11 protein-coding genes and 1 pseudogene are annotated in these 14,399 nt (G+C 67.7%); 6 read left to right on the top strand and 6 right to left on the bottom strand.

Annotated features, from left to right (window positions below; all coding sequences use genetic code 11):
- Window positions 1-9: 9 nt before the first annotated feature.
- Complete coding sequence (motA, locus tag F573_RS0101965) at window positions 10-861, bottom strand: flagellar motor stator protein MotA (RefSeq protein WP_019021261.1); 852 nt, start codon at window positions 859-861, stop codon at window positions 10-12.
- 69 nt (window positions 862-930) lie between these two features.
- On the opposite strand from motA, the gene F573_RS0101960 reads away from it, so the two are divergent.
- The 4 genes and pseudogenes from F573_RS0101960 to F573_RS0101945 all read left to right on the top strand — a co-directional run bounded on the left by F573_RS0101960 (window position 931) and on the right by F573_RS0101945 (window position 6,529).
- On the top strand, window positions 931-2,298 hold the full coding sequence (locus F573_RS0101960; protein WP_019021260.1) for an HDOD domain-containing protein: 1,368 nt from the start codon (window positions 931-933) through the stop codon (window positions 2,296-2,298).
- Between the two features lie 99 nt (window positions 2,299-2,397).
- A pseudogene (locus F573_RS14145) lies at window positions 2,398-3,969 on the top strand (methyl-accepting chemotaxis protein).
- 150 nt (window positions 3,970-4,119) lie between these two features.
- Entirely contained in the window at window positions 4,120-5,568 is a 1,449-nt protein-coding gene (locus F573_RS0101950; RefSeq protein ID WP_019021257.1) for a circularly permuted type 2 ATP-grasp protein, read from the top strand.
- 1 nt (window position 5,569) lies between these two features.
- A complete protein-coding gene (locus F573_RS0101945) occupies window positions 5,570-6,529 on the top strand; it encodes an alpha-E domain-containing protein (protein WP_018870048.1) in 960 nt (319 codons plus the stop codon).
- Window positions 6,530-6,559: 30 nt separating this feature from the next.
- On the opposite strand, the gene F573_RS0101940 is transcribed toward F573_RS0101945, so the two are convergent.
- From F573_RS0101940 to F573_RS0101930, 3 genes are all read right to left on the bottom strand, one after another.
- Complete coding sequence (locus F573_RS0101940) at window positions 6,560-7,363, bottom strand: proteasome-type protease (protein ID WP_018870047.1); 804 nt, start codon at window positions 7,361-7,363, stop codon at window positions 6,560-6,562.
- A 109-nt stretch (window positions 7,364-7,472) separates the two neighbouring features.
- Entirely contained in the window at window positions 7,473-7,904 is a 432-nt protein-coding gene (locus F573_RS0101935) for a bacteriohemerythrin (protein ID WP_019021256.1), read from the bottom strand.
- 83 nt (window positions 7,905-7,987) lie between these two features.
- Entirely contained in the window at window positions 7,988-8,434 is a 447-nt protein-coding gene (locus F573_RS0101930) for a bacteriohemerythrin (protein WP_019021255.1), read from the bottom strand.
- A gap of 171 nt (window positions 8,435-8,605) precedes the next feature.
- Between F573_RS0101930 and F573_RS0101925 the strand changes: the two genes are divergently transcribed.
- Entirely contained in the window at window positions 8,606-10,141 is a 1,536-nt protein-coding gene (locus tag F573_RS0101925) for an L-lactate permease (protein ID WP_019021254.1), read from the top strand.
- 40 nt (window positions 10,142-10,181) lie between these two features.
- Here F573_RS0101925 and F573_RS0101920 read toward each other — a convergent pair whose 3' ends face one another.
- Window positions 10,182-10,631: a host attachment protein gene (locus F573_RS0101920; protein ID WP_018870043.1), complete on the bottom strand. Its 450-nt coding sequence runs from the start codon at window positions 10,629-10,631 to the stop codon at window positions 10,182-10,184.
- A gap of 139 nt (window positions 10,632-10,770) precedes the next feature.
- A complete protein-coding gene (locus F573_RS0101915; RefSeq protein WP_038033150.1) occupies window positions 10,771-13,179 on the bottom strand; it encodes an EAL domain-containing protein in 2,409 nt (802 codons plus the stop codon).
- Between the two features lie 200 nt (window positions 13,180-13,379).
- On the opposite strand from F573_RS0101915, the gene F573_RS0101910 reads away from it, so the two are divergent.
- A complete protein-coding gene (locus F573_RS0101910; protein WP_019021253.1) occupies window positions 13,380-14,399 on the top strand; it encodes a DUF21 domain-containing protein in 1,020 nt (339 codons plus the stop codon).

Below are 14,399 nucleotides of genomic sequence, written 5' to 3'. Positions count from 1 at the left end.
CGGCCGGCCTCAGGCCGCCTTCACGTGTTCCTCGAGTTCGGTGAAGCCCGGGCGCACGTCGCTTTCCATGGTCTTGCGGCCGAATTCCACCGAGACCTGCGGGCTGTAGCCCTGCACGTTGGCGAGGATGCAGGCCTTGATGCACTGCATGTACTTGGTGTCCTCGTGCGAGCGGGCCTCCAGCGCGGAGGCCGTCGGGCCAACGAAGCCGTAGGCCAGCAGGATCCCGAGGAAACTGCCGACCAGCGCGGCGGCCACGTTCATGCCGATGGTCTCGATGTCGCCGCCGATGGCGCCCATGGTGTTGATGATGCCGAGGATCGCCGCGACGATGCCGAAGCCGGGCAGGGCGTCCGCCACCTTGTTCACCGCATGGCTGGGACGCTCCACCTCTTCGTGGTGGGTCTCCAGATCCACGTCCATCAGGGCGTCCAGCTCATGCGGGTTCATCGAGCCGGAGATGATCAGCCGGAGGTAGTCGGTGATGAATTCGACGGCATGGTGATTCTTCAGCACCCGCGGGTGGGCCTGGAAGATCTCGCTGTTTTCCGGATCATCGATGTCGACTTCGACCGCCATCAGGCCCTCCTTGCGGGCCTTGACGAACAGCTTGTACATCAGCGCCAGCAGGTCGAGGTAGTCGGCCTGCGCATATTTGCGTCCCTGCATCAGTTTGGGGATCGACTTGAAGACCGTAACCACCACGTGTGGCGGGTTGGCGATCAGGAACGCGCCCAGCGCGGCGCCGCCGATGATGATGTATTCGTAGGGCTGCCAGATGATGAAGATGTCGCCGCCGTGGGCCACGTAGCCCCCGAAGACGGCGCCCAGTACGACGAGAAAACCGAGGATGAACTTCACGCGCGCAGGTCCTGCGTTGCTATAGTCGGCCCGCCAACTTTAATCGAGAAACGCAGGCGAGGTACAGCAATGGCCCTGGATGAAACGGCGCCCTATGCCGGGCGGGCACGCAGCCTGGCGGAGACGGACTGGCCGGTACTGGGCTCCAGCGAGGCGGTTTTCGCCGACACCGACGCCCTGGTCAACCGCTCGCTGCGCGAGGTGGGGCTGTATGCCGAGCGCGATCCGGGGCTGGCGCTGCGGCTGATCCTGCGCGCCAACGCCCCGCGTCCGGGCCTCAAGCAGGAGGTGCATTCGGTACCGGATGCGATCGCGATGCTGGGCCTGCGGGCGGTGCACGAGGAGATCGAACGCGCACCAAGGGTGGAGGACATCCTCCCGGACCCGCAGCCGTACCGGCGGCGGGCGGCCCAGGCGCGCCTGGCGGCGCTGATCGTGGAGGAACTGGGACGGGTGCGCCACGACAGTGAACCGGGCGAGCTGGGGCTGGCCGCCCTGTTGAACGACCTCGGCATGCTGGCGCTGGAAATGACCGACGCGCCGGAACTGCCGGGGCTGCGCTCGATGCTGCAGCTGCGGGCGCTGCCCGATGAGGCCAGTTACGTGGCCCTGGGCTATGCCACCGACGATCTGTCGCGCGGAATGGCCGAGCACATGCACCTGCCGGAGCTGGTACGCGGTACCCTGCGCGCGGAGAACGCCGCTCACCCGCGGGCCATGGAGGTGATGGTGGCTTCGGCGGTGGCCGGCCAGATCTTCCACGGCATGGACACCCTGCGCGAGGACCGGGATCTGCGCCTGCTGGCCGAGTTGCTGGGCGAGCCCGACAAGGCGGCGGCGGATCGGCTCGGCCGTCTGATGGAGGGCTTCAACCGGGACGCCTGGCTGTATGCCATGGACGCCCTGGATCCCGCGGCGATCGCGCGCGTCTGGCGGGAGGACTGTTCGCCGGTGCCGCTGGGCCTGGCGCCGCGCGGCGACATCGCGGTCAGCGGCGAGCTCGCGCTGCAGCGCGAGCCACACCGGGGCGTGCGCCTGCGGCGCCTGTTGCGCGCCTGCCAGTTCGGCCTGGGGCTGAACAGGGTCGTGTTCGCGGAGCTGGCGCATGATGGTGACTGGCTGCAGGCGGCCGATCTCGTCGGTACGCTGCACGAGCCGGAGTTCAGCCATTTCGGCATCGGTCGCCATGACCTGGGCGCCATGGGCGCGGTACTGGAGCAGACCGATCCGGTCTGGTGGTCGCGCGATTATCCCGATACCCCGCTGCCCGGGGCCGTGGCCGGGCTGACCGGCGGGGTAGACTGCCTGCTGGCGCCGGTGCGGGAGCACGGGCGCTGCATCGGGATGATCTACGCCGACCGGCGCTCGCCGGCGCTGGCGCTGGATCCCCGGACCTTCGACGGCTTCGCCCGGCTGCTGGCGGCGGCACGGCGCTGAAGCTCAAGCCGCCCGGGCGGCGGCCGTTACCCCGTACAACGACACTCACGCGACGAGCAAAGGGCGCGCCGGCCGGCGCGCTCGCGGAGACCGAGCAGCATGCGCGAAAACCTTCCCGTCACGGGGACCGAATACCCTCTCAACGAGGGCGAGGACCTGATCTCGTCCACCGACCTGAAGGGCCGGATTCGCAACGCCAATGACGCCTTCGTGCGTGTCAGTGGTTTCGACTGGGAAGAACTCCACGGCTCGGCGCACAATATCGTGCGCCACCCCGACATGCCCGAGGCGGCCTATGCCGACATGTGGGCCACGCTGCAGTCCGATCGCGCCTGGATGGGCATCGTGAAGAATCGCCGGAAGAACGGCGACCACTACTGGGTGGACGCCTTCGTGACTCCGGCCTACGAGAACGGGCAGAAGGTCGGCTAAGAGTCGGTCCGCCGGGTCCCGTCGCGCGAGCACGTCGAGCGCGCGGAAAAGGTCTATGCCGCGATGAAGCGCGGGCGCCAGTTCCGCCGTCATCTCTGGGACAGCCTGCTGTTCCGGCTGCTGGGTGTCTGGGGTCTCGGCTTTGCGCTGGCGCTGGGGGTGCTACTGCTGGCGCCCTGGGGAGCACTGGCCCAGGGACTGGGTCTGGCCCTGGTGTTCGCCCTGGGGGGCGCGGCCACGCTCGGGCTGATGCAGCCGCTGCAGCGTACGATGCGGGGACTGCGGCGGATCTTCGACAACCCGGTGATGGAGACCATCTACTGCGGCCGGCGCGACGGTTCGGCGACGCTGGAGCTGTTCCAGCGCTTCCACGAGGCGCGGCTGTTCACCGTGCTCGACCGCATCGAGGAGCAGTCGGGGGCGGTAAGCGACGGCGCCCGGACCATGGCGGGTGCGGTGGAGCAGACCGCCAGCGGGGTCACCCGCCAGCAGGGCGAGATCGATCAGGTCGCCACGGCGATGAACCAGATGACCTCGACCATCCAGGAGATGGCGCAGAACTCGGCGCAGGCCGCGGACAGCGCCCATCACGCCGAGCAGGAGACCCGTTCCGGGGAGGAGGTGGTGAACGCCACCGTGGAAGCCATCAACCGCATGGCGGGCGAGGTCGAGACCACCGCGGAGAAGCTCAACCGGCTGGAGACCGACGCTGCGGAGATCGACAACATCCTCGGCGTGATCCGGGAGATCGCCGAGCAGACCAACCTGCTGGCCCTGAACGCGGCCATCGAGGCGGCGCGGGCCGGCGAACACGGGCGCGGCTTTGCGGTCGTGGCCGACGAGGCCCGCCGGCTGTCGCAGCGCACGGATGAGTCCACGGTGACCATTCGCCAGATGATCGAGACCCTGCAGAACGGCTCGCGGGAGGCGGTCAGTGCGATGCGCTCGAGCCAGGAACAGGCTGCCCACGGCGTGGAACAGGCGCAGTCGGCCGGTGAGTCGCTGGGGCGCATCCGCGAGGCGGTAGGGCGCATCACCGAGATGAACACCCAGATCGCCACGGCGGTGGAAGAGCAGAGCTCGGTCGCCGAGGAGATCAACCGCAACGTCACCTCCATCCACGACGTGGCCGGCGAGACCGGGACCGTGGCGGAACACGCGCGCCAGGCCAGCGCCGACATGGAACGCCTGGCCGGCGAGCTGAAATCCCTGATCCACCGTTTCGATACCCGCGCGTAGGAGGCCGGCCCTCCGGCCGATCCGGCGCCGGGGACTGCCCGGACGTCAAATCGGCCAGGGGGCTGGCCTCCTGCACGCGGGGTTCCCGCCCGGTGGCGGGCGGACGTATGCTGTGGGCTGCGACGCCGCCGAGTAGAGGAGCCCCGCCGGATGCCCATCGACTGGAAACACTACGATCCCGCCCCGTTTTTCGACGAGCTGATGGAAGGGGCGGGACAGCCGCGTGCAGCGGCCCGCGCGGTGGCCGATTACCTCGCCACGCTGGACGACGCCGAACTGCAGGGGCGCAAGCAGGCGGCGGACAACGCGATCCTCGAGATGGGGATCAGCTTCACGGTCTACAGCGAGGGCGAAAACATCGATCGCGCCTGGCCGTTCGACATCATCCCGCGGGTGATTCCGCGGCGCGAATGGGAGCAGGTCGCGGCCGGGCTGGAGCAGCGGATGACCGCGCTCAACCTGCTGATTGACGACATCTACAACGAACAGTGCATCTTTCGCGACGGCGTGATCCCGCGTTACGTGCTGGAGCAGTCACGCAATTTCCGCGAGCAGTGCGTCGGGATCCACCCCCCGCACGGGGTGTGGGCGCATGTCTGCGGCAGCGATCTGGTGCGCGCCGGGGACGGGCAGTTCCATGTACTTGAGGACAACCTGCGGGTGCCCTCGGGGGTCTCCTACATGCTGGAGAACCGGCAGGTCACCAAACGGGTGTTCCCGGAACTGTTCCAGGACAGCTCCATCCTGCCGGTGGACGAATACCCCGCGCAGCTGTTCGACATGCTGGCCTCGATCTCGCCGCGGCCGCAGGACTATCCCGAGATCGCGGTGCTGACACCCGGCATCTACAACTCGGCCTATTTCGAGCACTCCTTCCTCGCGCAGCGCATGGGTGCCGAACTGGTGGAGGGGGCCGACCTGATGGTGGGCGACGACGACTGCGTGTACATGCGCACCATCGACGGCCCCGAGCGGGTCGACGTGATCTACCGTCGCATCGACGACGCCTTCCTCGACCCCGAAGTATTCAATCCCGATTCCATGCTGGGGGTGCCGGGGCTGATGCGCGCATGGCGCAAGGGCAATGTGGGGCTGGCCAATGCCCCCGGGGCCGGCGTCGCCGACGACAAGGTGATGTATGCCTTCATCCCCGAGGTGATCCGCTATTACCTCGATCAGGATCCCATCATCCCGAACGTGCCGACCTGGCTGTGTTCCGACGACGAGCACCGCCAGTACGTGCTGGACCATCTGGACGAGCTGGTGGTGAAGCCGGCCAACGAATCGGGCGGCTACGGCATGCTGGTGGGGCCGCATGCGAGCAAGAAACAGCGCAGCGAGTTCGCGAAGCTGATCCGCCGGGATCCGCGCAACTACATCGCGCAGCCGACGCTGGATCTGTCGGTCGCACCCACGCTGTGCGGGGCGGAAATCGAGCCGCGCCACCTGGACCTGCGACCGTTCATCCTGCAGGGCGTGCGCACCGACGTGACCGCCGGGGGGCTGACCCGCGTGGCGATGCGCAAGGGCTCGCTGGTGGTCAACTCCTCGCAGGGCGGGGGCAGCAAGGATACCTGGATCGTGGACGAGGAGGACTGAGATGCTCTCGCGGGTGGCAGAACGGGTGTACTGGATGGCGCGCTATGTGGAACGGGCCGAGAACACCGCGCGCATGGTCATGGCCTTCAACCTGCTGGCGCTGGACATGCCGAAGGCGGTGCAGCTGTCGTGGAAGGGCCTGGTATCGGTCACCGGTCACGATGCCGAGTTCGAGTCGCATTACCAGCGCGAGGACGAGCGCAATTGCGTGAAATTCCTGCTGGCGGATGCCGACAACCCCGGCTCGGTGCTCTCGTCGCTGCGCGCGGCGCGCGAGAACGTGCGGACCACGCGTGATCTGGTGCCCTCCGAGGCCTGGGAGGTGATGAACGAGCTGTACCTGTTCGCCCGCGATCACATCGATCAGGGGATCACCAAGCGCGGGCGCTTCGAATTCCTGTCGCAGGTGATCCAGCGCTGCCAGATGCTGACCGGTCTGCTGGCCGGCAGCATGAGCCACGATGCGGCCTACGATTTCATCCGCCTGGGGCGCAATCTGGAGCGCGCCGACATGACCACCCGCCAGGTGGACGTCGGGGCACTGCGGCTGCTCAAACGCCACGACGAGCCGGCCGAGCCGTACGAAGGGCTGCTGTGGACCTCGATCCTGCGTTCGGAGGGCGGGTTCCAGATGTATCGCCTGCACGTGAAGCGCCGTATCAACGGCCCGGACGTGGTGCGCTTTCTGCTGCAGGACACGGCCTTCCCGCGGGCGGTGGCGCACGCCCTGACCGAGGTGCAGTCGGCGCTGGAGCGCCTGCCGCGCAACGAGATGCCGCTGCGGCTGGTCAGTCAGGCCCGGCGGCATGCCCTGAACGCCGATATCGACGCGCTGATCGCCGAAGGCGAGCTGCATGGCTTCCTGGAGGTCCTGCAGCGCGACGTGGCCGAGCTGCACCGCGCCAACGAGCGGACCTGGTTCCTGTTCCCGGAACACGCGCCCGCGCCGGACGCGGCCTGAGCCGGCCCGGGCTGTGTCGCGGCCCGGGCGTCAGGACTTCTTCTTCGCCCGGCGACTCACGCGAGTGCCGCGGTCCTTGCGCCCGTGGCGGTGTTCCCAGTCGAAGCGGGGCAGGTCGGTGAAGGCCTTCTTCACGTTTTCGTCCCAGGCATGCGTCAGCGAGCGCAGGTATTCGTCCTCCGCCTCCAGGCAGAGGTAGTGATCCATCTCCTGGGTGTCGCGCTCGTACACCAGCACCTCGATCGGGGGCCCCACGGTCAGATTGGAGCGCACCGTGGAGTCGATGGAGACCAGGGCGCAGCGCGCCGCGTCGCCCAGCGAGGTGTCCGCCTCGATGATGCGGTCGAGGATCGGCTTGCCGTACTTGCTTTCGCCGATCTGCAGGAAGCGGGTGTGCTGCGAGGTGGTGATGTAGTTGCCCTGCGGATAGACCAGAAAGATCGCCGGGGGCTCGCCGGCGATCTGGCCGCCGATGATCAGGGTGGCATCGGCCTTCATCCCCGACTTCGACAGCGCCTCGGAATGCTTCTCCTGTTCCTCGCGGTTGATGCGTCCGAGGTATTCCGCCGCCTCCGACATGTGGGCGACGGTCGCGAGGTTTGGTTCGGCGGCGCCTTCCTGGCCGGCTTCCTCCATTTCGCGCTGCAGGCGACTGACCACCGCCTGGGTGGTGGCGAGGTTGCCGGCGGCGAGGACCACGAACAGGCGCTGTCCCTGGACCTCGAAGGTATGCATCTTGGAGTAGGTGCTGACCTGATCGACGCCGGCATTGGTGCGCGAGTCGGAGGCGAACACCAGACCGTCGTCCAGATCGATGGCGACACAGTAGGTCATCGGGCGGGCAATCCGGGCAGGGCGGAGTCCCGGGATACTAGGCGCCGCCAGCGAGTGCGTCAACGCGGGCCGGTCCGCCACCCGGGTGCGCGGACCGGCGGCCGGCCTCTCAGTTCTGCAGGATGCCGTTGGGTGCGTGGGAGCGCATCCAGTCGCGGACCATGTGGCCGTATTCGTGGTCATCCTTGCGGATATGGTTCATCAGCCAGTCGCGCAGGGTCTCGCCCAGTTCGCTGGCCACGTCGTGGCCGTCGGCGAAGTCCTGCTGATACTGGCGGATCCGCTGGCTGAACGCCTCGTGCGACTTGCGATGCTGCTCCAGGTCGGGGTATTCCACGATCTCCAGCATCTCTTCCTCGAAGGCAAAGTGGGTCAGGGTGTAATCCACCACCTGGTCGAGCACTTCGTGGACCTCCTCGCGCGACGCGCGGCCCTCGACGGCTTCGCACAGGCGGTTGATGTATTCGACGATGCGCTTGTGCTGGTTGTCGATGACCGGGATCCCGGTATCCAGATCGTCCGACCAGTGAACGTACGGCATGGCTCCATCTCCTGGTGATGTTATCGGTATGCGGTGCCCGCCGCGTGGCGGCCCTCCTCCGCCACACGGGAGCGGCGCGGCGATCAGCGGCCGAAGAGCTTGCTGAACAGTCCCCGGTTGTGGGCCGTGTCGGCCCCGGTGTGCTGGCGCACGAGCTCGGCGTAATCGGCGTCGTCGTGCTTGATGTGATTGACCAGCCAGGTCTTGAGTACGGTGTGCAGTTCGCGGGCGATGTCCTCGCCGTTCTCGAACTGTTCCTTGAAGGTTTCCACCCGCCGGATGAACAGGCCGTGCACCCGCTGATGGGCGCGCAGGAACGGGTAGCCGGCTTCCTCCATCATTTCTTCCTCGAAGGTGAAGTGCGACTGGGTGTAGTCGATCAACTGGTTGATGACATCGCCCACCTCGTCGCGATCACTGCTCTCGATCGCGTGGTGGAGCTCGTTGATGTAGTCAACGATGCGCTTGTGCTGGTTGTCGATGACGTCGATCCCGGTGTCGAGATCGCTGGTCCATTCCATGTGTGCCATTCGTTGCTCCGGGCCACGGATGTGGGACTGAGAATATCGTCACTCGAGGATACGGGATGCGGACGCCGGTCACAGTGATTCGGCTCATAATCATCGGCGTTAGAGTTGTGCGCGGCCACGCCCGATCCGTGTACCCTCGGGTCTTTATGCAGGCCGTCCGCGGGAGAGGACATGACGCTGTTCTGGGTAACGCTGGTTCCGTTCGCACTGCTGTTCGTGCTCCTGGTGTTCCTGCGCCGGCCGGCGTACGAGGCGGCGCCGCTGGCGTGGCTGGCCACGCTGCTGATCGGGCTGTTCGTCTGGCAGTTGTCGGGCACGGTGGTGGCGACCAGTCTGGCCAATGCCGGGGTCGTGTTCCTGGAGGTGATGCTGATCATCACCGTGGCCCTGCTGATGCTGAACGTGCTGATCCGGACCGGGCACCTCGACACTATCCAGTGCGCGATCGCGTGGGTCTCGGACGACCGCCGGGTTCTGGCGATGCTGCTGGGCTGGGGCCTGGTCGGCTTTGTCGAGGGGATCGCCGGTTTCGGGACCCCGGCGGTGCTGGCCGCGCCGCTGCTGGTGTATTTCGGCCTGCCTCCGCTGAAGGCGGTGGCCATCGCCCTGATCGGCAATTCCACCGCGGTGCCGTTCGGGGCCGCGGGGACCCCGGTGGTGATCGGCTTTTCCGGGCTGGGGCTGAGCGAGGACACCATCGGCCAGGCGGTGTTCCAGACGGCGGCGATCCACGGGACCCTGGGGGTGTTCATCACGGTGTTCATCGCCTGGGTCGCGACCCTCGGCGAGGAGAAGGGCCGTTTTCGCGAGTTCATCCCGTTCGCGGTGTTCTCGGGTCTGGCCTTCGGGCTGCCGTATTTCCTGGTGGCCTGGCTGGTGGGGCCGGAACTGCCGGCGATCATCGGCGGGGTGAGTGCGATGGCCCTGATCGCCTGGGCGGCGCACCGCGGCTGGCTGCTGCCGGTGCGCGGGGGTCGCGAGGCGGCCGAGCCGGTGGATACGCGCGGGGTGTTGCGTGGCCTGGTTCCGTTTTTCGTGATGGCCGTGGCCCTGATCCTGTCGCGTACGGTGGGGCCCCTGCGCGAATGGCTGGCGGCAGTGGAGATCGGGTTTGCCGGGCTCCCGGGCGTCAGCCCGGATCAGACCCTGCAGCCACTGTTCACCCCGTATTTCTATTTCCTGCTGGCCCTGATCACCGCGATGTTCCTGTTCCGCGTGGATCGCGCGACCCTGGGCGGGGCGGCCGTGGCGACCTGGCAGCGGGTACGTATCGCCGCGATCGTTCTGGTGTTCATCATCAGCCTGACCCAGCTGCTGCTGATCTCCGCGGACAACGGTGCCGGGCTGCCGTCCATGCCGCAGGTTCTGGGACAGGGGCTGGCGGAACTGCTGGGCGGGGGCTTCGTGCTGTTCAGTGCCTTCGTCGGTGCCCTGGGCTCGTTCATGACCGGCAGTGCCACGGTCTCCAACCTCCTGTTCACCGGGCTGCAGGTGGATACCGCGGAGGCCCTCGCGCTGGCGCTCCCGTCGATCCTGGCCCTGCAGCTGATCGGCGCCGGCGTGGGCAACATGATTTCCCTGCAGAACATCGCCATGGCCGCCGGGGCGGCGGGGCTGGAGGCGCGCGAGGGTCAGGTGATCCGCGAGACGATCATCCCCGTGCTGGTGGTGTGTACCAGCGCCGGGCTGCTGATGCTGGTCTGGTGAGCCGCCCCCGGGACGGGGGCGGCGGGACACGCGGACCGGCTCAGTACAGGAAGTCCGGGAGGTGTTTGCGCAGGTCGGCGGGCTTTTCCACCTTGGTGACGTTCTTGGCCACCTCCGCGGTCACGGTCTGCGCCACCTGGCGGTCCAGGAGTTCGCGCAGGGCGCCCAGGAAGGAGGGCGCGGCCACGATCACCAGATGCTGAAAACTGCCCGCGTGGTGGGCCTCGCGCAGGCGCTCGGCGAGCTGACGGGCGAAACGGTCGCGTTCCTGAACACCGGGGTCGGTGGGATCCTGCATCGCATGGCGGCCGTCCCCGCCCGTGCTGCCCCAGCTGCGTCCGGGCCGGTCGGAGACCAGGTCCTGATTGTGGGCCCGGGATTCGCTGTGACTGAGGGCCTCGACATCCTGCATGTTGCTGCAGGCCCGGCCTTCACAACTGAGGATGCGCGCGCGCGCGGCATCGGCAACCACGATCCAGACGTTGTTCATGCATTTCCTCCCTTAGATTGACGTGGCGGGTGCCCGTGACGGCCGGGGACGTATCCCGGGCCGCGGGTCGGCCCAATTCGGGAGTGTAGATGCCGGCACGGCCCTTCGGGTGACGAATCCGCCGCGTGCGTGATCCGGATCACTCGACCGGGGCCGAGGTCTGCGACGGCGTACAGGCGGCCAGCGGGGCGGGCATCGCCAGGCCGTAGCCCTGGCCGTAGGGGATGCCCAGGGCGCGCAGGTGGTTGCCGATATGTTCGTTCTCGACATGTTCTGCGATGGTGGTCAGGCCGACGATGCCGCTGATGTCATGGATGGCGCGCACCATGGCGAGGTCGATGGGGTCGTGCTCGATGTCCTTGACGAAGCTGCCATCCACCTTGAGAAAGTCCACCGGCAGGTTCTTCAGATAGGCGAAGGAGGACAGGCCGCTGCCAAAATCGTCCAGCGCGAACAGGCAGCCTTCGCCACGCAGCTCGCGCATGAAGCGCGCGGTGCGGGTCAGGTTGCCGACCGCGGCGGTTTCGGTGATCTCGAAGCACAGGCGGTGGCCGGGGATGCCGGCCGAGCGCACCCGTTCCAGCAGGAATTCGGGGAAGGCCTCGCTGTTGAGGGCGGTGCCGGAGATGTTGATCCCGATGACCGGCAGTTCGGCACCGCGGGCCTGGCAGTCCTGCATCCATTCCAGTGCGGTTTCCACCACCCAGCGATCCAGCTGGCACATCAGATCGTATCGCTCCGCCGCCGGGATGAAGGTCCCCGGGGGAACCGGGTTGCCGTGCTCGTCGCGCAGCCGGAGCAGGAGCTCCTGGTAGGCGGGTGGTCCGTCGTCCAGTGCGAGCACCGGCTGAGCCCAGAGTTCGAATTCTCCGCGTTCGATCGCCTGGGGGATGCGGCTGACCCAGTGCATCTCGCCCGCGCGATCGGCCAGATCGACATCCTGCGGGGTGTAGACGCGGACCTGATTGCGTCCCGAATCCTTGGCTGCGTAGCAGGCGGTGTCGGCGTGGCGCAGCAGCTGCTGGGTGGACTCCGATTCGGCGTCCACCGGCACGGCGCCCAGGCTGGCCGACAGGGCAAAGACGTTGTCTTCCCAGAACAAACGCATGCCGGCGATCTCGCTGGCGATGTCCACGGCCATCTGGCTGCCCTGCTCGATGTCGCAGTCCTGCATCAGGATGCCGAATTCGTCGCCGCCCAGACGCGCGAGGTGGTCCTGCGGCCGCATGATGCTGCGCAGCATGCCCGCGATCTGGCGCAGCATCTCGTCGCCGGCCTGGTGGCCGCGGGTATCGTTGATCAGCTTGAACTGGTCGAGATCGAGATAGCACAGCACATGCGGGCGTCCGTCGCTGCGGGCGCCGTGCAGGGCTTCCTCGACCAGCTGCTCGAAACGTCGCCGGTTGATCAGGCCGGTCAGGTCGTCATGCGAACTGTAGTAGGCCATGTGCTGCAGGGCCTCGCGGACTTCGGACACGTCGCGCAGAACGATGACGTGTCCGCGTGCGGTGCCGTCGGTGTCCTGCACCGGGGTGACGGTCAGCTGGACCGGCAGGCGGGACCCGTCAGAGCGCCGGAGGACCTGTTCGTCGGCGCCGTCGCCGCGTCCGCTGGCCGGGGGAGCGGCATCACCGCCGGGCAGCGGGTCCAGGGGGCGGCCAGTGCTTTGGTCTTCCAGCTGCAGCACCCGTTCGAGCGGCTGTTCGGTCAGTGCTTCGACCGGCTGGTGCAGCAGTCGGGCGGCCATCGGATTGGCGTAGTCGATCCGGCCGGTGGTGTCCACGGTCAGCACGCCGTCGCCAATCGAGGCCAGGGTGGTCTGCGCGCGGCGCTGTTCACGCGCATGGCGGGCACGCTGCTCTTCGATGATCGCCTGCTGATGCCGGCGTTCCAGGCGCATGCCCAGCCATTCGGCACACAGCCCGAGGAAACTGCGGACCACCGGGTCAGGCGGACGGCGGGTGCGGTGACTGCGGCGACACGCGGCCAGGACCACGGGCTCCGGCAGATCGGCCGGCACCCGCACGAGATCCACCCGTCCGGCCGCCGGCAGCTCCACTTCCTGTCCGGGGACGCTCCGGGGAACCGGCTCTTCGGCGCCGCGCGTGCACAGCGCGGCGGCCCGTTCCTCGATCAGACAGGCCGGGCGCTGCGGGTCGCGCGCCCAGTGGGCCAGACGCTCGATGCCCGTGTCGCCCTGCCGGAAAAGCGCGATCTCGTCACTGTCCAGCTCGCCGGCTGCGGCCTCCAGCAGACGGTGGAAGGCCCGGGCGTCGTCCTCCGCTTCCGGCTCGCGGGTCCCGGCCGTGACCGCGGCGAAGGCGCGCAGCACGTGGGTGTGCGACGCGAGCACGCGGATGCGCGCGAGCATGATGCCGAACAGCAGCCCGACCGCCGACGGGATGACGAACAGCTGTGGCGGGAAGCCTTCGACGGCGTAGACGAAGCGCACCTGGACCACCGCCAGCACGGCGACGATCGCCACGGCCAGCGCCGTATAGCGCAGATAGATCGGCCAGGTGTCCCGCCAATCCGGATGCTTTTGCATGTTTTCCCCCTTCAGGAAACGCACACATGGATCAGCGTTTCCTTAACGGACCGCGCGGCTTTTTTGTGCTCTGGCGGCCCCTCCTTTGGTCGCCGCATACGCTACACCGCGAGGCGCAGCGGGTACAGTCCGGCGGAACCGATCGCAGTGCCATCCGGGTGTGGGATACTGGCGGCATCAAGCGACCGCCGGGGGCGAGGATGACGACTGCGCTGACCTGGATCGGCGTGCTGCTGTGCCTGTCGCAGTCGGCGATCCTTTCGGGACTCAACCTGGGGCTGTTCGCCCGCAGCAAGCTGGAACTCAAGGTGGAGGCCAGCAAGGGGGACGCGCGGGCGCAGCGGGTCCTGCACCTGCGCGAGGATTCCAACTTTGCGCTGGTGACCATCCTGTGGGGCAACGTGGGCGTCAACGTCCTGCTGGCGCTGCTCTCCGGCTCGGTGCTCGGCGGGGTCGCGGCGTTTCTGTTCTCCACCGTGGTCATCACCATCTTTGCCGAGATCATCCCGCAGTCGTATTTTTCCCGCCACGCCCTGCGCGTGGCCTCCGTGCTTTATCCGGTGCTGCGTTTCTATCAGTTTCTGATGTATCCGGTCGCGCGGCCCACTGCGTGGGTGCTGGACCGCTGGCTGGGCGGGGAGGAGATCCGCTATTTCCCGGAACGCGACCTGCACCAGGTGCTGGATCTGCACATGCGTGCGGGCGAGAGCGAGATCGCGCGGGTCGAGGGGCGCGGGGCGCGCAATTTCCTCGAGCTGGACGACATCGCGGTGCGCCACGAGGGCGAGCCGGTGGATCCGGCCAGCATTCTGACCCTGGAGTTCGACGGGGACCGGCCGCGGTTTCCGCACATCGAGCCGCGGGTGGACGACCCGTTCCTGCGCAGTATCAATCGTTCGGCCTGCAGCTGGGTGATCGTCACCGACCCGAACGGCGCGCCCCGGCGGGTGCTGCGCGCGGCGGATTTCACCCGCGAGGCGCTGTTCGCGCCGGAGCGTTTCGACCCGCTGCATCACTGCCTGCACCCGGTGGTGGTGCGCGACGGATCGCGCCGCCTCGGCGAGCTGATTCCGCATTTCCGCGTGCGCCCGGCACACGAGGGGGACACGGTGCTGGGCGAGGACGTGATCCTGCTGTGGGACGAGCAGCGGCGGATCCTCAGCGGCACCGACATCCTCGGGCGGCTGCTGCGCGGGGTGGCCCGGCCGGCGCCGGAGTGA

It is taken from the genome of Thioalkalivibrio sp. ALE23 (genome assembly GCF_000378545.1).
Taxonomy (GTDB): domain Bacteria; phylum Pseudomonadota; class Gammaproteobacteria; order Ectothiorhodospirales; family Ectothiorhodospiraceae; genus Thioalkalivibrio.
This window is presented reverse-complemented; position numbering and strand designations above follow the sequence as displayed.

Bases quoted from the DNA above. Each gene is read 5' to 3' on its own strand.
- F573_RS0101925 (WP_019021254.1), top strand. From the start codon at position 8,606: ATGACGCTGTTCTGGGTAACGCTGGTTCCGTTCGCACTGCTGTTCGTG.
- F573_RS0101940 (WP_018870047.1), bottom strand. From the start codon at position 7,363: ATGACCTACTGTGTCGCCATCGATCTGGACGACGGTCTGGTGTTCGCC.
- F573_RS0101920 (WP_018870043.1), bottom strand. From the start codon at position 10,631: ATGAACAACGTCTGGATCGTGGTTGCCGATGCCGCGCGCGCGCGCATC.
- F573_RS0101930 (WP_019021255.1), bottom strand. From the start codon at position 8,434: ATGGCACACATGGAATGGACCAGCGATCTCGACACCGGGATCGACGTC.
- F573_RS0101910 (WP_019021253.1), top strand. From the start codon at position 13,380: ATGACGACTGCGCTGACCTGGATCGGCGTGCTGCTGTGCCTGTCGCAG.
- F573_RS0101935 (WP_019021256.1), bottom strand. From the start codon at position 7,904: ATGCCGTACGTTCACTGGTCGGACGATCTGGATACCGGGATCCCGGTC.
- F573_RS0101950 (WP_019021257.1), top strand. From the start codon at position 4,120: ATGCCCATCGACTGGAAACACTACGATCCCGCCCCGTTTTTCGACGAG.
- F573_RS0101960 (WP_019021260.1), top strand. From the start codon at position 931: ATGGCCCTGGATGAAACGGCGCCCTATGCCGGGCGGGCACGCAGCCTG.
- F573_RS0101915 (WP_038033150.1), bottom strand. From the start codon at position 13,179: ATGCAAAAGCATCCGGATTGGCGGGACACCTGGCCGATCTATCTGCGC.
- F573_RS0101945 (WP_018870048.1), top strand. From the start codon at position 5,570: ATGCTCTCGCGGGTGGCAGAACGGGTGTACTGGATGGCGCGCTATGTG.